The sequence below is a fragment of the Acinetobacter sp. ANC_7654 genome (assembly GCF_056779855.1).
In genome coordinates this window covers 81,481-101,756 of record NZ_JBWYIR010000009.1, presented here as the reverse complement: position 1 = coordinate 101,756, position 20,276 = coordinate 81,481, and the positions used below count along the sequence as shown (strand labels likewise).

At 38.5% G+C, this 20,276-nt stretch carries 18 protein-coding genes; 5 read left to right on the top strand and 13 right to left on the bottom strand.

The genetic code is table 11. The features are described 5' to 3' along the window. Positions 1 to 99: 99 nt before the first annotated feature. From AC1M86_RS10825 to AC1M86_RS10815, 3 genes are all read right to left on the bottom strand, one after another. A complete protein-coding gene (locus tag AC1M86_RS10825; protein WP_035265580.1) occupies positions 100 to 315 on the bottom strand; it encodes a hypothetical protein in 216 nt (71 codons plus the stop codon). Positions 316 to 422: 107 nt separating this feature from the next. Next, positions 423 to 2,207 (bottom strand): aspartate--tRNA ligase, encoded by a 1,785-nt coding sequence (aspS, locus tag AC1M86_RS10820; protein WP_035265578.1) that lies wholly within the window; start codon positions 2,205 to 2,207, stop codon positions 423 to 425. A 147-nt stretch (positions 2,208 to 2,354) separates the two neighbouring features. Continuing rightward, entirely contained in the window at positions 2,355 to 3,125 is a 771-nt protein-coding gene (locus AC1M86_RS10815) for a DUF4184 family protein (protein WP_481607932.1), read from the bottom strand. 180 nt (positions 3,126 to 3,305) lie between these two features. On the opposite strand from AC1M86_RS10815, the gene znuD reads away from it, so the two are divergent. Beyond that, positions 3,306 to 5,453 (top strand): zinc piracy TonB-dependent receptor ZnuD, encoded by a 2,148-nt coding sequence (gene znuD / locus AC1M86_RS10810; RefSeq protein WP_481607931.1) that lies wholly within the window; start codon positions 3,306 to 3,308, stop codon positions 5,451 to 5,453. A gap of 87 nt (positions 5,454 to 5,540) precedes the next feature. After that, positions 5,541 to 7,004 carry a phospholipase D family protein gene (locus tag AC1M86_RS10805; protein ID WP_481607930.1) on the top strand — a complete coding sequence of 488 codons (1,464 nt, stop codon included), beginning with the start codon at positions 5,541 to 5,543 and terminating at the stop codon, positions 7,002 to 7,004. 30 nt (positions 7,005 to 7,034) lie between these two features. On the opposite strand, the gene AC1M86_RS10800 is transcribed toward AC1M86_RS10805, so the two are convergent. After that, complete coding sequence (locus tag AC1M86_RS10800) at positions 7,035 to 7,481, bottom strand: hypothetical protein (protein ID WP_092767573.1); 447 nt, start codon at positions 7,479 to 7,481, stop codon at positions 7,035 to 7,037. 199 nt (positions 7,482 to 7,680) lie between these two features. Here AC1M86_RS10800 and AC1M86_RS10795 point away from each other — a divergent pair, with 199 nt between their 5' ends. Continuing rightward, on the top strand, positions 7,681 to 8,148 hold the full coding sequence (locus AC1M86_RS10795; RefSeq protein WP_481589245.1) for an RcnB family protein: 468 nt from the start codon (positions 7,681 to 7,683) through the stop codon (positions 8,146 to 8,148). Positions 8,149 to 8,181: 33 nt separating this feature from the next. On the opposite strand, the gene AC1M86_RS10790 is transcribed toward AC1M86_RS10795, so the two are convergent. The 4 genes from AC1M86_RS10790 to AC1M86_RS10775 form a co-directional block, all read right to left on the bottom strand. Next, positions 8,182 to 8,679 (bottom strand): phosphate-starvation-inducible protein PsiE, encoded by a 498-nt coding sequence (locus AC1M86_RS10790; protein WP_481607929.1) that lies wholly within the window; start codon positions 8,677 to 8,679, stop codon positions 8,182 to 8,184. A 160-nt stretch (positions 8,680 to 8,839) separates the two neighbouring features. Further along, entirely contained in the window at positions 8,840 to 10,621 is a 1,782-nt protein-coding gene (locus AC1M86_RS10785; RefSeq protein WP_092767569.1) for an acyl-CoA dehydrogenase C-terminal domain-containing protein, read from the bottom strand. A 170-nt stretch (positions 10,622 to 10,791) separates the two neighbouring features. Then, a complete protein-coding gene (locus AC1M86_RS10780) occupies positions 10,792 to 12,594 on the bottom strand; it encodes an acyl-CoA dehydrogenase C-terminal domain-containing protein (RefSeq protein ID WP_180028280.1) in 1,803 nt (600 codons plus the stop codon). Between the two features lie 310 nt (positions 12,595 to 12,904). Further along, entirely contained in the window at positions 12,905 to 13,531 is a 627-nt protein-coding gene (locus AC1M86_RS10775; RefSeq protein WP_481607928.1) for a hypothetical protein, read from the bottom strand. Between the two features lie 133 nt (positions 13,532 to 13,664). Between AC1M86_RS10775 and baeS the strand changes: the two genes are divergently transcribed. Continuing rightward, positions 13,665 to 15,326 carry a sensor histidine kinase efflux regulator BaeS gene (baeS, locus tag AC1M86_RS10770; protein WP_035265564.1) on the top strand — a complete coding sequence of 554 codons (1,662 nt, stop codon included), beginning with the start codon at positions 13,665 to 13,667 and terminating at the stop codon, positions 15,324 to 15,326. Between the two features lie 18 nt (positions 15,327 to 15,344). Beyond that, positions 15,345 to 16,031 carry a response regulator gene (locus tag AC1M86_RS10765; protein ID WP_092767563.1) on the top strand — a complete coding sequence of 229 codons (687 nt, stop codon included), beginning with the start codon at positions 15,345 to 15,347 and terminating at the stop codon, positions 16,029 to 16,031. Between the two features lie 148 nt (positions 16,032 to 16,179). Here AC1M86_RS10765 and AC1M86_RS10760 read toward each other — a convergent pair whose 3' ends face one another. From AC1M86_RS10760 to AC1M86_RS10740, 5 genes are all read right to left on the bottom strand, one after another. Beyond that, the gene (locus AC1M86_RS10760; RefSeq protein WP_481607927.1) at positions 16,180 to 16,443 is read right to left on the bottom strand and encodes a hypothetical protein; all 264 of its coding nucleotides are present in this window, start codon (positions 16,441 to 16,443) and stop codon (positions 16,180 to 16,182) included. Positions 16,444 to 16,459: 16 nt separating this feature from the next. Next, positions 16,460 to 16,864 (bottom strand): DUF6988 family protein, encoded by a 405-nt coding sequence (locus tag AC1M86_RS10755; RefSeq protein ID WP_481587176.1) that lies wholly within the window; start codon positions 16,862 to 16,864, stop codon positions 16,460 to 16,462. Between the two features lie 122 nt (positions 16,865 to 16,986). Then, positions 16,987 to 17,355 (bottom strand): MmcQ/YjbR family DNA-binding protein, encoded by a 369-nt coding sequence (locus AC1M86_RS10750; RefSeq protein WP_481587177.1) that lies wholly within the window; start codon positions 17,353 to 17,355, stop codon positions 16,987 to 16,989. Between the two features lie 69 nt (positions 17,356 to 17,424). After that, complete coding sequence (locus tag AC1M86_RS10745; RefSeq protein WP_481607926.1) at positions 17,425 to 18,870, bottom strand: protein adenylyltransferase SelO; 1,446 nt, start codon at positions 18,868 to 18,870, stop codon at positions 17,425 to 17,427. A gap of 148 nt (positions 18,871 to 19,018) precedes the next feature. After that, a complete protein-coding gene (locus tag AC1M86_RS10740; RefSeq protein ID WP_035265557.1) occupies positions 19,019 to 20,185 on the bottom strand; it encodes an acyl-CoA desaturase in 1,167 nt (388 codons plus the stop codon). Positions 20,186 to 20,276 lie beyond the last annotated feature (91 nt).

Sequence of the window (20,276 nt, the reverse complement as noted above, 5' to 3'; positions counted from 1 at the left end):
TTAAAAATTAATAATTTATTGATAATAGGTGAATCTTGTCAGATGAATACTGACTTAATTTAAGCAAGAGAAGAATGAAGAGGGAAGTAAGCTCAATGCTTATTTATCCGCATTTCCTTTAATCACCATATAAATAAGTGCGGCGATTGAACCAAAAGCTGCAATAAAACTACTCGTACTAAAGAACACGATACGCTGATAAGTGGTGAGGTTAAATAATTGTTCATTCAAGATATAACGCATAAATGCCCATTGCACGATGCAAAATACAATAATAATGATTGTATGACGACGAACATCAGGACGCATAGCCATATGAATGAACTCTTAAATATTTTCTGAGATTATGCCATTTTTGAGCGTTTATCTCAATGAAATAAAAACCCTGCAGTTGCAGGGTTTTTATTTAGATCAACAAAACGTTATTCTTGTGATTCAGCTTTTGGTTTTTCACGTAAGCGAATACCAAGATCACGAAGTTGAGTTGATTCAACTGGTGCAGGAGCTTGTGTTAAAGGACATTCCGCAGTTTTCGTTTTCGGGAATGCAATCACATCACGTATAGAAGAACCACCTGTCATTAACATCACAAGACGGTCTAAACCGAATGCTAAACCACCGTGTGGAGGTGCACCATAACGTAAAGCGTTCAATAAGAAGCTGAATTTCTCTTCTGCTTCTTCTTCACCAATACCTAAAGCTTCAAAAATTGCTTTTTGCATTTCTAGGTTATGAATACGAAGCGAACCACCACCGATTTCAGTACCGTTAAGTACCATATCGTAAGCAACAGACAATGCAGCACCTGGGTTATTCTTCACTTCTTCAACGCTAGATTTTGGTAATGTGAATGGGTGGTGAACAGAGGTCCATTTACCATCATCAGTTTCTTCAAACATTGGGAAATCAACAACCCAAAGTGGTGCCCACTCGCAAGTTGCCATCTTCATGTCATGACCGACTTTGATACGTAAAGCACCCATTGCATCGTTTACAACTTTCGCTTTATCTGCACCGAAGAATACGATATCGCCATTTTCAGCACCCACACGTTTTAATAGATCAAGCACGATTGGCTCGATGAATTTCACGATAGGAGATTGTAAGCCTTCGATACCTTTTTCAAGTTCGTTAACTTTGATATACGCCAAACCTTTTGCACCGTAGATGCCAACAAATTTAGTGTACTCGTCGATTTGGCTACGTGGAAGAGAGCCTGCACCTGGAACACGTAATGCAACAATACGACCTTTAGGATCTTTAGCAGGGCCAGCGAATACTTTGAACTCTACGTCTTGCATTAAATCTGCAACGTCAACGAGTTTAAGTGGAATACGTAAGTCAGGCTTGTCAGACGCATAGTCGCGCATTGCATCTGCATAGGTCATACGTGGGAACTTATCAAATTGAACATTAAGAAGTTCTTTAAACATCTTAACTGTTAAACGTTCCATTAAATCCATAATGTCATCGTCACTCATGAACGATGTTTCAACGTCGATTTGTGTGAATTCAGGCTGACGGTCAGCACGTAAGTCTTCGTCACGGAAACATTTAGCAATTTGGTAATAACGATCAATACCACCCACCATTAACAATTGTTTAAATAACTGTGGTGATTGCGGAAGAGCGTAGAAACTACCATTTGATACACGGCTTGGAACTAAATAGTCACGCGCACCCTCAGGAGTCGCACGTGTCAAAATAGGTGTTTCAACGTCTAAAAATCCATTTTCTTCGAAATAGTTACGAATAAGGTTTGTTAATTTAGAGCGGAAACGTAAACGCTCTAACATTTCTGGACGACGAATGTCCAAGAAACGATACTTCAAACGAATTTCTTCTGAAATATTAGTATTATCATCATTTAATGGAAATGGTGGAGTTTCAGACGCTGCTAGAACTTCAATTTCTTTACCTAATACTTCGATTTGACCACTCACCATGTTGGCATTTTCAGTACCAGCATAACGACGGCGAACACGACCAGTAATTTTTAATACAAATTCAGAACGAGCTTTATCAGCTGTTTCGAAAGCTTCTGGTGTATCAGGATCAATAACCACTTGAACTAGACCATCACGGTCACGCATATCAAGGAAAATTACACCACCATGGTCACGGCGACGGTGTACCCATCCGCAAAGTGTAACGGTTTGATCAATTTGAGCTTCGGTTAATGAACCGCAGTAATGAGTTCGCATCATAGCGTTAAAAATCCAACTATATGGGTTAATGAAAGCGTATACGTAAACAGCGTAACGCCTTTATACAAAGGGTGAATTATGCCTCTTTGAGACTACAGTCACAAGGAGAAGATTATGAAAGCACTATTATTTAATGCAAATTTAAAATTAAGACGATCCTTCGAATAATTCCAATTGATCTAAGATTTGAAAAACAAGCGTACAAATCGCAAACGTCAATAGAAAGCCTCTAAAGAAATAATTAATTGAGAAGCCAATGTAACCATATAGATCATTTAAAATGGCTGTATTGTAATTAGAGTGGAAATGAATAAATCCCAATAATCCACCTAATATTGAAATTAGCACGGATACCACAGCAAAAATAGTGATAGAACGGGTTACTCTGAATGATTGACGGTAAGTACAAAAATACTGTTTTGCAAACCATAAAATAAAGGGCAAAACAATAATAGAGGTACCGACCTGTAAAATTCGATGGAGGGGGTAGTGTTGTCCGAAAAGATTGATTTGTTTAGCTAATAGGTCATGAAAAGCAAAGGTTCTGTAATCAACATGAGTTAAACCATCCCAAAGGATATGACTGCTGATACCCAAGATTAATGAAATATTGATCAGCACCAAGAATTGAAAGACAGATCTAAAGTTCGAGAGTTTTAAGGGATTGTAAATACCAACCCATCTAAAAAAAGTAGGTCGTAATAGTGCATACCATAATAGACAGAATGCCATTCCCACCAATAAATTGGGATATAGCAATGCGCTCCATTGATGTGAGATTTGGATATGTTCGTCTGTAAAAAGACGAAATAAGTCAGGGACCATGCAACCAATTGCTAGAGCAGAAATAGGAAGTGCTCCTTTCGATGCTTTATGCAAAATTGGTGCGAGTACAGCATGTGAAATTGTAAAGGGCATTGCTGAAATATATCAAAAAAATGCTATCCGAATTTTATAGATTAACATTGATATGTAACCCATTGGTTTAATTATATGAAGGTAATTAATTTGGAGTAAATGAATGAAATATGATTGAAGTTTGGTTGAAATGTTATATTATAACAACAATTTTAAATTCTCGAATTTTGAGCTTGTCGTATGAACTTTCATAAAAATATCATTACTGCCTCCGTCTTGGCAGTGATAGCATCCGCAGCACATGCTGATCAAAAACAAAAAAATGTTCAATTAGATACAATTTCTTCTACCGCACATCCATTGGTTCAAACAGCTGCTGACTTCGCTGTAGCGGATCATGTAATTGATCAAAAAAAATTATCTGAAAGACCAACAACCATAGGTGATGCGTTAGCCGATGAGTTGGGTGTTTATTCTAATCAGTATGGAACAGGTGCAAGTCGTCCTGTGATTCGTGGCCAAGATGGACCGCGTGTAAAAGTTTTACAGCATGCTTCTGAAACTGCAGATGTATCAACACTTTCTCCTGACCATGCCGTAACGGTTGATCCTATTTTGGCGAAGCAAGTGGAAGTTATCCGAGGACCTTCAACATTACTGTACGCAGCTGGAACTGTGGGTGGTTTAGTCAACGTGACTGATCAAAAAATACCGACACAAATGCCAGCTAATGGTCTAGAGGGGCAAGTGGGCGTCCGCTACAACTCTGGGAGTGATGAAAAACTTGCGAGTGCAGGTGTAACAGCAGCTATAGGTGAAAATTTTGCACTTCGTGTTGAAGGCACGAAGCATAAAGCCAGTGATTATATCCCTTTCAAAGGTTACTTCACTGAACATCATCATGAGGGTGAGACAGAGCCTCATCGTGAAAGTGCTAAACGTGTAGAAAATACCTTCTCAGAAGGTCAAACAGTTAATGTCGGCGGCTCATGGATCCATGATCGAGGTTTTGTGGGGCTGTCATATAGTAATCGACAAGATAAATATGGATTACCTGGTCATAGTCATGAATATCATGGATGTGAATTGCATGGAGATCATTTCCATTGTCCACCACCTAATTCAGCGCACGACCATGAACACGAAAATGCTGCAGGTCCATGGGTTGACTTAAAATCTGAACGCTATGATTTGCGAACTGAATTAAATGATCCATTAAAAGGATTTGAAAAGCTGCGAGCTCATTTAAGTTTTACAGATTACGAGCATGATGAACTAGAAGAAAATGAAGTTATTAGTAACTTTAAAAGTAAGGGTTATGATGGTCGTTTAGAGTTGGTTCATATACCGTTGTTAGGTTGGGAGGGTGTTGTAGGTGTACAAGCATCTCAGCAAAAAATAAAACTTAATGCGCCTGAGGGACATGACCATGATGAAGTTGATCATGGTGACCATGATCATAGTGATCACGATCATGAACATCATGGTCATAGTCATGATGTTCTGATGGCGGATACAAAAACCAATAAGTACAGTTTATTTGCACTAGAACATAAACAGCTTGGTCCTGTGCATGTCGAATTGGGCGCTCGTGTAGACCATCAAAAAATTGATGTCGATTCCAATCAAAAGAACTACTCAGGGACTGCTGTTTCAGGATCAGCTGCAGCTAATTGGGAGTTCGCGCCAAATTATAAGTTGTCTCTAGTGGGGTCTCATCAACAACGTTTACCGCTAGCTCAAGAGTTATATGCAGATGGTCTTCATTTTGCAACAAACACATATGAGCTAGGTAATCCAGATATTGATAAGGAAACATCAAATAATCTAGAGTTGGGTCTCCATTATGAAGGTGATCAGCTCGATTATCATGTTCATGTTTATCACAATTGGTTTGAAGACTATATTTATGGTGCAACTGTAGCTCAACAAGGCAATTTACGTGGACTTAAATATACGCAGGATAAGGCACGTTTTTATGGAACTGAGGCTCAGCTAGGCTATCAAATTAATGATACTTACAAGGTGAGTGTGTTTGGTGATTATGTAAGAGGCAAGATAGAGGGGGAAAATGCTCCACGTGTTCCTGCTGGACGACTTGGTACAAAGGTGGAAACCAATTTTGCTGATGGTTGGTCTGGTTTAGCTGAGTATTATCATGTATTCACGCAAGATAAATTTGCTGACTTTGAAAAAGAAACCCAAGGTTATAACATGGTCAATGTTGGTGTGTCTTATGCTGGGCAGTTAAACAATCGCAACGATTATCGGGTTTATTTAAAAGCAAATAACTTGTTGGATGATCAGGTTTATTCGCACAATTCATTTTTATCGAATATTCCACAAATTGGACGTAATTTTACCGTCGGCGTTGAATACGGGTTCTAATTTAATTCAACGTGTTAAAAACAGTTTAATGCTTGAAAAAACGTAAATTAAAACCTAGTCTGAAAGTATCGGACTAGGTTTTTTGTTATGCGTCTATTTAAACGAATTCACCAAAAATTAAATTGGTCAAACCGACGTTATGTTGGTCTGATTCTCGGTATGCTGACCATCGGCTATTTAGCCTCAGCGCTATATCATATTTATAAACCATTACCAGAAGGGCTTAATTATTCCGGTAAATTACGGCATGCAAATGTGAAATTCCTAGCAGACCAAACTTATATAGATACGGCGGGTCAGCGACAGCAGCATCAGATTTTTGATGAAATTCTCAATCTTATTGAGCAAGCGCAAACCACAATTGTGTTAGATATGTTTCTGTTCAATCCTGAAACTGGTCAGTCTCAAAATCAACATCGCGCCTTAACACAAGAACTGACCCAAGCACTCATTCAAAAAAAGCGTCTAACACCGAATATTGAAATTAAATTAATCACTGATCCTATAAATTCAGTTTATGGTGGAATAATCCCAGAGCACTATCGACAACTCAGACAAGCAGGAATTGATGTCATAGAAACAGATTTATCACCATTACGCGCATCGAATCCACTGTGGTCGGGCATTTGGTATTTTTGTTGTCAGAGTTTAGGTAATAATGCTGAGAAAGGTTGGTTAAATAATCCTTTCGGGGAAGAAAAAATTACCATTCGAAGTTATTTAAATCTTTTTAATTTTAAAGCGAACCATCGTAAAACCATCGTAGTGGATACATCCGAGGGATGGAAAACACTAGTGACTTCGATGAACCCACATGATGGAAGCTCACGCCATTCCAATGTAGCACTTGTGGTCGAAGGGCATACAGCTGTCGATATTTTAAAAACTGAACAATCAGTGGCTTTATTTTCTAAAGCAAATATTCCAATGGTTATTGTGGGAGATGTGCCAGAAGATAAACTGTTGCCGCAAGTGCAAGTACTGACAGAAAAAGCAATATATGATGAACTGCTGAAACTGATTGAATCTGCTCAAGGTGCTGATGCAAAAATAGATTTGGCAATGTTCTATTTATCAGAGCGAGAAATTATTGAAGCCTTAATTAAAGCTCACCAACGCGGTGTTGAAGTTCGTGTATTACTAGACCCGAACAAAGATGCATTTGGACGTACTAAAAATGGTATTCCAAATCGTCCTGTCGCGACAGAGCTCTATAAAGCTGGAATAGACGTACGCTGGTGTAATACACAAGGTGAGCAGTGCCATTCAAAAATGATTATTAAGCGTAGTTCAAATCAGGTTGAACTGATTTTGGGGTCGGCTAATTTTACTGCTCGTAATTTGAAAAATTATAATTTAGAAACTGATTTACGTGTTATTGGCTCTTCAAATCAGCAAGTTTTTAAAGATGCAGTACAGTATTTTGATACTGCTTGGATGAATTTAGAGGGTAAGCAAATGAGTGTTGATTACTCAGAATATGCAGAAGATTCAATAATGAAATATGCCATTTATCGATTCATGGAATGGAGTGGTCTCTCAACCTTCTAAAAAAATCCCTCGAAAGAGGGATTTTTTCATTTATGGATTCGGTGGAACTAATTTATCGAGTTCCTTATCATCAATCTGATCGAGCTCTTTAATATCGGTTTTAATTTTCCACTTAGACTCATCCTCAACAGGTTGAGGTAAACGTGCTTCTAACCAATCACAAACCACATCTGGCGTAAAATCAGGATGATTACACTGAATCACCCAAGATAAGAATTGTTTCGCCTCACCATTCATATAGGGTGGAGGAGACACTGGTAAAAACTGAGTGGGTAGGCGTTCATTTTTAGAAATGTAATTTAATACATGACCAAGTTCTTGAACCGTTTGCCAAGCTAAGGCATGGTCGATATTGATTTGAAATTTAAACCACCATGCATGTTCACCATCAGTGCCATAAGAATCGATATAGTTTTCTTGGACACTCGGAACTTTACAAAAAAATTGGTGCAGGCGATCAAAACTCATTTCAGGCACGGTGGATAATCTCGCAAAGTTAAAAATGGTTAGTCTAGCAGATTTACAAACAGACTCATGCAGATAAATAAAAGGTCTAAAGTATTAAATTTAAAATTTTAAATAATGTTCAAGATTTCTACATGATTGATCCATATTTAAGCTTTAGAATGAATTTTGAAAATAAAAGTAATCTTAAATTTGGAATGAGGTAATAGAGATGAACAATACATTATTGGTTAAGACTCTATTGGGTTCAGTGATTCTTTTAATAACGAGTCATACTTTTGCAGATAGTTGGGGTAATTACCAAGGTTCTAAGGTTCGACCTGTAAAACCAACACAGACTCCAATATATACTGGTAATGCAGATCGTCTAAGTAAGCCAGTCCCATTGCAACAACCACGTTTTGCTCAGAATAGACCTCAATTACAGCGACCATATCCTCCTTATCCAGCGTATCCGCAGCAGAATGGGATTACAGTGATCTATCAACAGTCTTTACCGACCACGACGACATATTCTAGCAAGCAGTCAAGTTTCGTAAATGGGCAGGGTGGTACTATTGAAATGAGTCAGTATATGCTGATTTCAGATTGGCGTCGTTATGGTCTTCCTGCACCACAAGTTGGAATGCATTGGATATACCAAAATGGTCGATATATCCAGATGCCAAATGATCGTTAGATGCTTGTTCAAACTTGCCTAAACCATCTCTATCTAAGCCAACTCATCATCTTCAGGGCGTGGTGTTTTTCCAAATGGTAAAGGTTTATCTTGGTGTTTATCTCGGATCACTGATGGAAAATTCCAAGAAGCAAAACGCACGACCAATATAGCGAATGCTAGGATTAAAATTGATCCTGTAATAATGACTAAATCAATATCAGCTTTATGGTCATGTTGAATATCTGAAATTAACAGACGTGTCAGGGCAGTGATGGCGATATAGATCAGAAATCTGACGGGCATATGATTGGTCTTAAAATAAATACCTACCATCGCGCCTAGCTCTAAATAGATAAATAACAACAGAATGTCATCAATCGTTGCATATTGTTTTACCGTAAGAATATCAATCACGGTATGTCCTGCAGACCAAATTACCATGCAGCCAATAATAAAGAGCGCAATATAGTGGAAGCTCTCAACTGCTAGATTTCCAAAACGATCTAATAAGGATTCGAATTTTGCTACGCTAATATCTTTTTTACTCATGACATCTCCTCCTTTGAAAAAACCTGATGGTTTCATTGGAGTGATGCAAAATTCATGCTCATCTTATGCCTAAGCAGGGAAGACTATTATGAGGTGATTTGAAAATAAGCAAATTTCAGATAAAAAAAGCCTGAAGAATCAGGCTTTTTTAAGATAAAACTTATGATTGATTTGTGAAGTAATCTTCGCTAAATCCCATCACGATTTCAGAGCTAGCTTTGATGCGAGCTAAACGTGTATTTAATTCAGGTAAAACGCGTTGGATGTAGTAGTTCACCAAAGATAATTTGTTCTCATAGAACTCACCTGATTTTTCACTCGCAGCTTTAGCAATTTTAGCAAACATATAGGTAAAGCTGAGTAAGCCTACCGCATGTAAATAATCCACCGCAGCAGCATTCGCATAATCAGGATTTTCAGCAGCACGTTCAAGAACAACTTGTGTAATCGATTCAAGTTCAGTTGCAGCATCAAGAGTGGCATCTTTGATGTAATTTAAGTCCGCATCTAATGCATTTGCAAAGTCACGAATTTCTTCGATATATTCTGCGATGAATTGACCATTACATTTAATCGTTTTACGACCAATCAAATCTTGTGATTGAACGCCGTTCGTGCCTTCATAAATTTGTGAGATACGAAGATCACGGATACATTGTTCCATACCCCATTCACGAATATAGCCGTGACCACCAAAGACCATTTGGGCATCTAGTGTCGCATTGAAAGCAGTGTCTGTTAAATATGCTTTTGCGATTGGTGTGAGCAAAGCAACACGATTATTTGCTTTTGCAACTGCTTCTGGATCCGTCGAGAACTTTGTAATATCCAGTTGTTGACCTACATATACTGCAAATGCACGTGATGCTTCATTGTTCGCACGCGCATTTAAGAGCATACGACGTACATCACCGTGTACAAGAATACTATCAGCAGGTTTATTCGGAGATTTCACACCTGTTGCACTACGACCTTGTAAACGATCAGTGGCGTATTGAGCAGCATTTTGATAAGCAAATTCTGAAGCGCCTAAACCTTGGATACCCATGGACAAACGTTCATAGTTCATCATCACGAACATTGCAGCAAGACCTTCGTTTTCTTTACCGACTAAATAGCCTTTTGCACCGTCAAAGTTCATCACACATGTTGCAGAGGCTTTGATCCCCATTTTGTGTTCAATAGAACCAGGGCCTACAGGGTTACGATCACCCAAGGTACCATCTTCATTCACTAAGAATTTAGGTACAATGAACAGAGAAATACCGCGTGAACCAGCAGGAGCATCAGGCGTTTTTGCTAATACAAGGTGAATAATATTTTCAGCTAAATCATGGTCACCACCGGTAATAAAAATTTTAGTACCTGTGATGTTGTAAGTACCATCTTCATTACGTTCAGCCTTAGTTTTAATAATGCCTAAATCAGTACCTGCGTGAGGCTCTGTGAGACACATCGTACCTGACCATTCACCTGAATAGATTTTAGGAAGATAGGTTTCTTTTTGTTCTTGAGAAGCATAGCTATTTAATGCCATACCCGCACCCACAGAAAGAAGTGGGTAAAGCATAAATGATGGGTTGGTTGCAAAAAGCATTTCATCTGCAAGCACAGTCAGCATTTTTGGCATGCCTTGACCGCCCCATTCTTCGTCAGCACCTAAGCCAATCCAACCACCTTCTGCATATTGTTGGAACGCTTCTTTAAAGCCCGCTGGTGTGGTAACAGATCCATTATTATAAGTTGCGCCTTCTTCATCACCTGTGCGATTTAGGGGAAGGGTTACGTTTTGAGCGAATTTAGCCATCTCTTCTAAAATAGCTTCAGCTGTCGCAGCATCAATATGAGCTAAATTCTCATTTGATTGCCAAAATTGTTCAGCTTGAAATACATCATTCAAAATGAACTTCATATCTGTAAGAGGCGCATTATAGATTGGCATTTTCGTTCACCTTTTTTTTGTTTAAATATCTTTAGTTCTTAGCAGTCTATCGAAGCATATTAGGACTTGTTAGACGACTAAAGGTTAATATCTCGAATTTATTTATAAAGAAAAAGGACGGCCAAATCTATGACTGTCCTTTTTCTTTTACACATATTTAATATGGATCATTAGAATGCAAAATGTTCAGCATCCAAAGTCATTAATGGTTCTAATCCACCTGCAATTACGTCAACATGTGAGCGAACGCGTGGAAGGATCTTCTTGAAGTAGAAGCGAGCTGTTGTGATTTTCGCATTGTAGAAGTCAACTTCAGTTGAACCTGCTGCAAGTTGTTGTTGAGCAACTTGAGCCATGCGAGCCCATAAGAATGCTAGCGTTACATAACCAGAGAAGTATAGGTAATCTACTGCAGCAGCACCGACTTCATCAGGGTTTTGCATCGCGCGCATACCGATCTGCATGGTTAAATCGCCCCATTCTTTGTTGAGTGCAGCCAAAGGTTCAACAAACTCTTTCAAGTCTGCATTATCTTTGTTTGCTTCAGCGAATTTGTGAATGATTTTGGTGAAATCTTTCAACATCGCACCTTGAGTTTGCAGTACTTTACGACCTAACAAATCAAGTGCCTGAATTTCAGTGGTACCTTCATATAAGCAAGCAATACGTGTATCACGAACAATTTGCTCCATACCATGCTCTGAAATGAAGCCGTGACCACCAAATACTTGTACGCCTTTGTTTGCAGCTTCATAACCAACTTCAGTTAAGAATGCTTTAGCAATTGGCGTTAATAATGACAGAATATTATCTGCAAATTTACGTTCTTCTTCAGTCGCGCCTTTCTCAACGATATCAGCATAGTGAGCAAGGTAGTACACTAGAGCTCGACCACCTTCAGCAAATGCTTTTTGCGTTAAGATTAAGTTGCGAACTGCTGGATGCACAATAATTGGATCTGCTTCTTTTTCAGGTGCTTTAGGACCAGAAAGTGAACGCATTGCTAAACGATCTTTCGCATATGCCAAAGCACCTTGGAAAGATGATTCAGCAGCAGACAAACCTTGTACAGCTGTACCAATACGTGCAGTGTTCATGAAGGTGAACATTGCATTCAGACCGCGGTTTTCAGGGCCAATCAAGTAACCTGTTGCACGATCAAAATTGATCACACATGTTGCGTTACCATGGATACCCATTTTATGTTCAATCGAACCACAACGAACAGCGTTGCGCTCGCCAACTTCACCATCAGCAGTTAAGTTAAACTTAGGTACGATGAATAATGAGATCCCTTTCGTTCCTTTAGGAGCACCTGGTAAACGCGCAAGAACGATGTGAACAATGTTGTCCGCCATGTCATGCTCACCAGCGGAAATAAAGATTTTCTCACCTGAAATCGCAAAACTACCATCTGCATTAGGTTCAGCTTTTGTGCGGATAATACCAAGGTCAGAACCCGCATGAGATTCTGTTAAACACATGGTACCTGTCCACTCACCTGAAATTAGTTTTGGTAAGTAAGTATTTTTTTGCTCTTCCGTACCATGGTGCTCAATTGTACGAACTGCACCATGAGATAGACCTGGGTACATACCCCATGCCCAGTTCGAAGAGCCGATCATTTCAGAAATGATAATGCCTAAAGAGTTTGGTAAACCTTGACCACCATATTGTTCTTCAGCAGCTAAAGATGGGAATCCTAATTCTACATATTTTTTATATGCTTCTTTGAAGCCTGTTGGAGTAGTAACTACACCATCATTCCAAGTACAACCTTCGCGGTCACCTACTTGGTTGAGTGGAGATAATTCGTTTTCACAGAAATCTGCAGCAGCTTCTAAATATTGATCAACCAACTCACGGCTTACGTTTTCTTGGAATGCAGGGAGTTTTGAAAAGTGTTCTTCAGCATTTAATAATTCATGCAAAACGAATTGCATATCACGTAAGGGCGCTTTGTATTGTGGCATATCGGGTTCCTCAATACTGGTTAAACCAGATTTATAATCCTAATAAAAAATGTCGTGTCATCTACGACACCTATTTTGTTCTATTACATCGTGCAATAAGTTATTGCTTGGTACAAGTTTTATAGCCATATTCTGTGTGACTGTAAAGTCAAAGAAAAAATATTAATTTTGGCTAAGTGTTTAGAGTATAAAGTTTTTTCGTGAATTATATGTGAACAGAATAGTCAAAAACGTAATAAGTTATGACATAAAAAAAGGCGCAACATGCGCCTTTTTAATATTCAATCACTTAGTAGTGAGTTGAATTGAATTATGCGGATTTTTTTAAGTCTGGTTTAACGAGTGGTTGATTTGGTTTGAAATAAACTTTACATACACCGTTGATAGTCTGTTCACCCACTTTGATTTGAACTTTTTTACCGTCAGTTTGTCCATTGCATGCTTGAAGTTTTGCATTTTGACTAACTTGCTGTTGCATCAAACGTTGATCAAATTTTTGAACAAGCTCAGCACGTTTGGCATCTGTGAGCGGTTCACCTTTTTGTGAACGGTTAGCTTGGGCCGAAGTTGGCTTTCCAGCTTTAAATTGGGCACGTGCTTGCTCATGCATTTTTTTCATATCAGCACGATCCGCTATGAAACGGATATGACAAGTACCATCAATATTTTGTTTATCAGTTTTGAGTTGAACAGTTTGACCTACAACTTTGCCGTCGCATGCTTGACGAATTTGCTGCATCATCGCTTTACGGTCAGCACGCGCTTGTTTGAATTGCTCGCGTTGTTCAGGTGTTAAACGTTCTTTATGATGATGTTTTTTATCAAAGTGACCCTTTTTAACTTCTTGAGGTGCTTGAGTTGTTGTTTGACATGCAGTAAGTGCGCCCATACTGATTAAACCAGTGGTCACCAATACAATTTTGTTCATCGCTTTCATTATGTTTATCCCCAAAGTTGTTTGGATTCGGTATAGGTAAAGATTAAATAATAAAGATGAAGAAACAATGGAGAGTTTTTTGAATCAGTGTTAGATACAATACTGAAAAACGAAGAAATAATGTGAGTTAAATTTGAATATACGTCGCGTACCAATCGCACTACGCTTATTTTTTACAGTACTGTTAACGACATTGCTCATTACGACGGTTAGCTTAAGTGTGCTGCATTGGACGATGCAAAAAAACTTCACCAAATATGTAGCTGATGTAGAAATGCAAAAGCTTGATCATCTGATCGATAATTTAGCGGGCGTATTCTCTGTTTATCAGGATTGGGGAAATGCCGTTCAAGCTCAGATTTTACAAATTGAAGGTGAAGCTGCACCCGATGATTATGATCGACTATCACGTTGGTGGTTACGTCGCCAATATGATATTGCATTGCAACAGCGTTATTTCAAAGAGCATACATTAATTAGCGAAATTGAGTCACAAAGAACGCAAACTATTAGCCCTGAAGAGCTGAAAGTCTTAGAAGAAAATTTACCTTCTGCATTTCAGCCATTTGAAGGATTGCGTTTCCCATTAAGTTCAAATCAGAATCAGACAAGAACGACGAACAGTTCTGATAAATCACATGAAAATAAGCTTTCTAGTTTGAGAACTTCTGAATACCAGCAGGGCAAGAAACTATTTATATCTATGTCTGATCACTTGGGTTTAAGTTCTAGACTTTCCTTATATGATGCAAAACAACAGTTTATCTTGGGGGAACCATCAGAGAATATGGTGTCGTATCGACCGATCACAGTTGATGGCAATATTGTGGGGTATCTCGGGCTAAGACCTGTTTTAGATCAAGATGATGCTTTAAGTATTAATTTCTTTAGCAATCAAAAGCGTTATTTATTTTTAATATATATTCTGACATTTATTTCGAGTTTGGTTGCTGCCTTATTATTAGCAACTTATTTTAGAAAGCCAATTCAACGCTTATTAAATGCAACACGAGAATTAACCAAAGGAAATTTTCAGCATCAGGTGAAAGTAAATCGTAACGATGAGCTTGGCGATCTTTCGACTGAAATTAATCAGTTAGCTGTGATTCTAGATCAGCATGAAAACTCTAGAAAGCAGTGGGTTGCAGACACTTCGCATGAGTTAAAAACGCCGCTGGCTGTTTTGCAAGCACAAATTGAAGCAATGCAAGATGGAATACGTAAACCAACGCCTGAACATTTTGCTTCAATGTTGGCACAAGTTTCGAGTCTGAAAAAATTAACACAAGATTTGGCTGCGTTAGCACAAGCTGAAGCACAACAACTCAATTTTGATTTCAATGAAATTGACCCTTGGAGTGTCGTGTTAAATGAGATTGAAAATTTCAAACCTAAATTTGAACAAGCCGATCTCACGATTAGCGCAGAGGGGCATGGAACGAAATTACAATTAGATGTAGATCGTTTTAAACAAATTATGGTCAACTTACTCGGTAATACTATTCGCTATACGGAAGCCGGTGGAAGAATTCATGTGCATACGATCGAAAACGATAAGACTTGGTCGGTGATTGTTGACGATAGCCCATTAGGTCTTACTGATGAGCAATTGGCTCATTTAGGTGAGCGTTTCTATCGAGCGGATGATTCTAGAACACGTAGTACTGGCGGAACTGGATTAGGTCTAGCATTATCGTGCAAAATTGCACAAGGCATGAAGGGCTCCTTGAAGTTTGACCACTCACCATTGGGTGGATTGCGCTGCATCCTCACATTTCCAAAGAAATCGTTTTAAATTGAAGAAGGGTGACATATGAAACATGTGATGCTGGTTGAAGATGAAGTAGAACTTGCTCAATTGGTGCGAGATTATCTTGAAGCAGCTGGCTTTGAAGTCAGTATGTTTCACGATGGTCAAGAGGCTTATGATAGCTTTTTACAACGTAAACCAAGTCTAATGGTTTTAGATTTGATGGTACCTCGTATGGATGGTCTCACGATCACCCGTAAAGTCCGTGAGCAGTCTGATTTGCCTATTATCATGGTGACAGCACGAACGGAAGAGATTGATCGTGTACTTGGTTTGAATATGGGGGCGGATGATTATGTTTGTAAACCATTTAGCCCTAAAGAGTTAGTTGCTCGTGTTCAAGCAGTGTTGCGACGTTTAGATCGTAAAGCAGAACCTGAAGAAAATAATTTATTCCGTATGGACAAAGGTCAACAACGAATTTGGTATCAAAACAAATCTTTAAATTTGACACCTACAGAATTTCGACTTCTTGAATTATTTTTAGAACACGTAGGTCAGGTGTACTCTCGTGCGCAATTATTGGATCATATCAACCCAGACAGTTTTGAAGTGGCAGATCGTGTGATTGATAGCCATATCAAAAACTTGCGCCGTAAAATCTCGGATGCCGCGGAAACAGGTAATCGCCATGAATGGGTTCAAGCTGTTTATGGGGTGGGATATCGTTTCGAATATCCTGAAGATTGATTCTTTGTGATAAAAAAAAGCGAATCTAGAAGTTCGCTTTTTTTTGGTGCGTTGGTTTTGGTTAGGGTCTCTACAATTGGCCATTTCATATGCAACTTTCATGTAACTTTGTTAGGATATAAGCTTATTAAAGGTGGCTATCGTATTTTTATTTAAAGTAAGCTTCGACTCTAGCTTTTACTATAGGATCAACATCATCAACCATATAAAAACAATATCTATATTTTTCGATCAAAACACTAATATATTTTTGTTTATCAGGAACTGTGTGCTTTAAGATTATCTGTGCAGCTACGGTTATTAAGTTATTTGATTGGCGTGTCAAGGTGATCAGCATCTCATCTTCATATCCCATAACATCTCTAGTAAATGACTGTTTTACAGTATGTACTATGGAGTTAAGTTGCTTCAAATGATATTTTTTGAAATCACAAAGGGTGAATAGCCACCAAAATTATTGGCTGAGCAGGTAAGTTTGCAGCACCAAGCTTATCAAGCATTTCAGAAATCATTGGACATGTGTCGGATTCAAATTGCTCTTCAAATGTGTAACTAAATTGCAATTTTGATATTTGATGATTACTTGCAAGAAATAATAACCAATATGCTCTGACTACAGCTTCAAATTGTGATCTAAGTAAAATCATAGCTTGTGTTGGTAGATTTGAAGATAATAAACCACTTACTCCAAGCCCATGCTCAAATGAGATGTAAATACATTGTTCAACTAAGTCCAAACGCGGCCCACAATCGATAATGTCACTATTAATAATTTCTTGTTTTAGCTCTAAGATCATCTGAGTTGATAATCCAAAAAGTTGTTCTATATCCATAATGAATATCGTACTCATAGAGTTGTAATGATATAACCCAAATATAGAATGAGTTTTTCGTATTACTACTATTTATTAATTTAGCGTAATTATTGTTATAGAAAAGCAATTTTTAACTTTATTCAAATGACTCTGAGTAAAGCGATATGCTTTTGTTCGGCTTTTTTAAGCTTCGATACCACAAGATTATAGGAATTGGAGATCAAATCTTTGATAAGCTCTTCATCCAATTCAGATTCATCATAGATGGAAACCCAGTGTCGTTTATTCATGTGCCATCCAGATCGAATATAAGGATAAATATCTTTTAACATATGTCCATGATCTGGTTCGACTTTTAAATTAATCGCAGCTTTGCCTTTTAAATGAAATGCGAGCAAAAAGACTTTATCCATAATTTTATAAACATCACATCCCTCACCAAACGGTTGACTGACAGTGACTTCAGGAAATTTTAAAGCTTGTGATGCTGCCAATTGATGTAAATGCATAGTCAAAACGAATGGTTATTGTGGATAATGATTAAATTATCCACAGAATGAGAGAGGTTTGTGAATAACTTATGATGAACAACTGACTTGAATTTCAGGGACATCACTAGCTAAAGGGCCTAAGTCTTCTGGTTGTTCAAGACGTTCTTGTTTGGTGTATGGTGTTTGAAGAAGTTTGAACAAGCGATCAACTTCAGAGAAATCATCACGTTCAGCAAGTTCAATTGCTTTCTGTGCCATATGGTTTCGTAGAACGTAGTGTGGATTGGCTGTTAACATCGCTTGATCGAGATCGTCAGTGTCTTGATTTTCTCGTATTGAGAGATATTGGTGAAGAAACCGCTCAAATGCGATACGATCAAGGCAATCATCTTTGATTTGTTCATACGCTTTATTCTGTAAACGAATAAAACTTTGGGTGTAATCAAGTTGTTCTGTTTGTAAAATATGTAGAAAAGCCATACCACAATCAAAGCTATCTTTATGAAAACTTGGTAATCCCATTTTTTGACTTAAACCAAGTTTATAGTGTTCCAGGAACGTTGGTTCATAGTGTTCTAAACAGTAAGACAAGTCTTGTTTCCATTGCTCTCGATCATAATTTTCTGGACAAAGATGAATGAGACTATTTAACCAAGTCCATAAATTCCAGTGCCCGATACTCGGTTGGTTCTGATACGTATAGCGTCCTTGGTAATCAGAATGATTGTTGATCCAATTAGGACGGAAAAGCTCCATAAAACCATAAGGTCCGAAATCTAAAGTTGAGCCGGTAATATTCAGGTTGTCAGTATTCATGACCCCGTGCGCAAAACCAATCAGTTGCCACTTGGCGATCATGATCGCAGTACGTTGAATGACTTGAGTTGCAAAAGAAAGAACAGGTTGTTCTGTCTCCAAACATTCAGGGTAGTGCCATTCAATGCACTTTTGTGTAAATTCTTGCAGTAGATCTGGCTGAAATTGATTAATCCACTCAAAGTGACCTAAGCGAATATGTGTATCACACGTACGCAACATCATCGCGCCACGTTCAAGTTTTTCTCGTTGTACACCTTGATCTGATGATACAAAACCAATCGCATTACTGGATTGAACACCTAGGGCATTGAGGGCGTGTCCAGCCAAATATTCACGAATAACGGAACGTAACACTGCACGACCATCGCCTCTCCGAGAATAGGGGGTAGAGCCAGCACCTTTAAGATGTAAATCGACCGTGTTGTTATTTTGATCCAGGATTTGAGCAATGAGTAAACCGCGACCGTCACCAAGCTGTCCAGCCCATTGTCCAAATTGGTGACCCGCGTATACCATCGCCAAAGGTTCAAACTCAGCAAAAGTTTTTTGCCCGCTACAGATTTCTACCCAGTTCATCTTATCTTCTTGAGTCCACAGTAACTCATCTGCAAGTGCTTCATTAAAATGACCAGGTTTAGCCCCTTTTAGCGGAAGAGGTTGTTGATGATGATACAGTCGAGCGGGTAGTGTGTTATAGCGAGAATTGAACTGCATATAATTTTTCAAAATGTGATGAACAACTTTGACTATAGCAAAATTCGATACATAAAACTGTGACTGCTACATTGGAAATGGTATCGAAAAAATAAAAAAAGCCCCGATCAACGGAGCTTTGGAGTAACTGAAGAGTCTCTTGAATGAGTTATTCAGATACTGGTGATTTCTTTAAATTACGAACCAATAAGTTCAATGTCTCTCTATGATGAGATAAACGTTGTTCAACCAATTGGAATTCAACTTTCAGTTTACTATCCATTAGGTGAATTTTTTCAGCAACAGCTGCTTTTTTGGCATTAATTTCTTGCTCTTTAAGCTTCGCCCAATCATTTAAAGTTTGCGTAAATGCTTCATATTCTTGAGCAATTTTTGTTTTAACTGTCACGATATCATCATTCACGTTATGGCCGTAAACAGCGAGATCTTGTTGGGCATATTTAAACTTCATTGCAAGCTCAGCTTTTTTAATATTAAAACTTGGAATACGTCGTAAGTTTTTTGCGAGCCCTAGTTTTGAACACGTCCAGATCAACCATTTAGTTGGGTCGTACTGCCACCATTTTACGCCATTGCGATAGTCGTATTGGAAGATATGATGGTAGTTATGATAACCCTCACCCCAAGTCGCAATAGCAAGAACAAAGTTGTCACGTGCAGTATTTTCATCTGTGTACGGACGTTTGCCCCACATATGGCATAGCGAGTTGATAAAGAAAGTCACATGATGGCTTAAAATTAAGCGCATTAAACCACCCAACAATAATACTCCCCAGACATCACCAACTGCCCATCCAATAGGAAGAAGAATAGCGGCATGAACGACAATCACGAGAGGGATGTAATATTTATCTTGGAACATGACAATTTTGTCAGCCAATAAATCAGGGGCGTTTTTGTAATTTGCTTCAGCTGCTGGATAGTTGCGTAGCATCCAACCGATGTGCGCGTACCAGAAGCCATTGTTAATTGAGTAGGGATCTTTTTCTACATCATCAACATGACGATGATGGGTACGGTGACCTGAGGCCCAATACAAAATGCTGTTTTGTACAGCAAAGGTTCCCATAATCATTAAAATGATTTTGAGTGGTACAGTCGCTTCATAAGCACGATGTGCCCATAAGCGGTGATAACCTGCGGTAATGCCAAGACTGCTCAGACCCAACAGCGCAAACATACTGATCCACGCAGCAAGCGAGAAATCATGATGATAAGCATAAAGTGGAATCGCAATAACGGCGACAATAGGTAAAAACACCAATGCAAATACTGCAATCCAGTTGATTGGGGCTTTGGGTAGGGGAGCATTCATCTCCAACAGCACTCCTAGAACCTTTAATAGGTTAAAACTAAATCCACTCACAAATTTGTGAGGTTAGACTCGTTAATACTAACATGGGCGA

What these genes read in the sequence shown, in the direction of transcription:
- AC1M86_RS10825 (WP_035265580.1), bottom strand. Translation starts at nt 315, where the DNA reads ATGGCTATGCGTCCTGATGTTCGTCGTCATACAATCATTATTATTGTA.
- aspS (WP_035265578.1), bottom strand. Translation starts at nt 2,207, where the DNA reads ATGATGCGAACTCATTACTGCGGTTCATTAACCGAAGCTCAAATTGAT.
- AC1M86_RS10815 (WP_481607932.1), bottom strand. Translation starts at nt 3,125, where the DNA reads ATGCCCTTTACAATTTCACATGCTGTACTCGCACCAATTTTGCATAAA.
- znuD (WP_481607931.1), top strand. Translation starts at nt 3,306, where the DNA reads ATGAACTTTCATAAAAATATCATTACTGCCTCCGTCTTGGCAGTGATA.
- AC1M86_RS10805 (WP_481607930.1), top strand. Translation starts at nt 5,541, where the DNA reads ATGCGTCTATTTAAACGAATTCACCAAAAATTAAATTGGTCAAACCGA.
- AC1M86_RS10795 (WP_481589245.1), top strand. Translation starts at nt 7,681, where the DNA reads ATGAACAATACATTATTGGTTAAGACTCTATTGGGTTCAGTGATTCTT.
- AC1M86_RS10790 (WP_481607929.1), bottom strand. Translation starts at nt 8,679, where the DNA reads ATGAGTAAAAAAGATATTAGCGTAGCAAAATTCGAATCCTTATTAGAT.
- AC1M86_RS10785 (WP_092767569.1), bottom strand. Translation starts at nt 10,621, where the DNA reads ATGCCAATCTATAATGCGCCTCTTACAGATATGAAGTTCATTTTGAAT.
- AC1M86_RS10780 (WP_180028280.1), bottom strand. Translation starts at nt 12,594, where the DNA reads ATGCCACAATACAAAGCGCCCTTACGTGATATGCAATTCGTTTTGCAT.
- AC1M86_RS10775 (WP_481607928.1), bottom strand. Translation starts at nt 13,531, where the DNA reads ATGAAAGCGATGAACAAAATTGTATTGGTGACCACTGGTTTAATCAGT.
- AC1M86_RS10765 (WP_092767563.1), top strand. Translation starts at nt 15,345, where the DNA reads ATGAAACATGTGATGCTGGTTGAAGATGAAGTAGAACTTGCTCAATTG.
- AC1M86_RS10755 (WP_481587176.1), bottom strand. Translation starts at nt 16,864, where the DNA reads ATGGATATAGAACAACTTTTTGGATTATCAACTCAGATGATCTTAGAG.
- AC1M86_RS10750 (WP_481587177.1), bottom strand. Translation starts at nt 17,355, where the DNA reads ATGCATTTACATCAATTGGCAGCATCACAAGCTTTAAAATTTCCTGAA.
- AC1M86_RS10745 (WP_481607926.1), bottom strand. Translation starts at nt 18,870, where the DNA reads ATGCAGTTCAATTCTCGCTATAACACACTACCCGCTCGACTGTATCAT.
- AC1M86_RS10740 (WP_035265557.1), bottom strand. Translation starts at nt 20,185, where the DNA reads ATGAATGCTCCCCTACCCAAAGCCCCAATCAACTGGATTGCAGTATTT.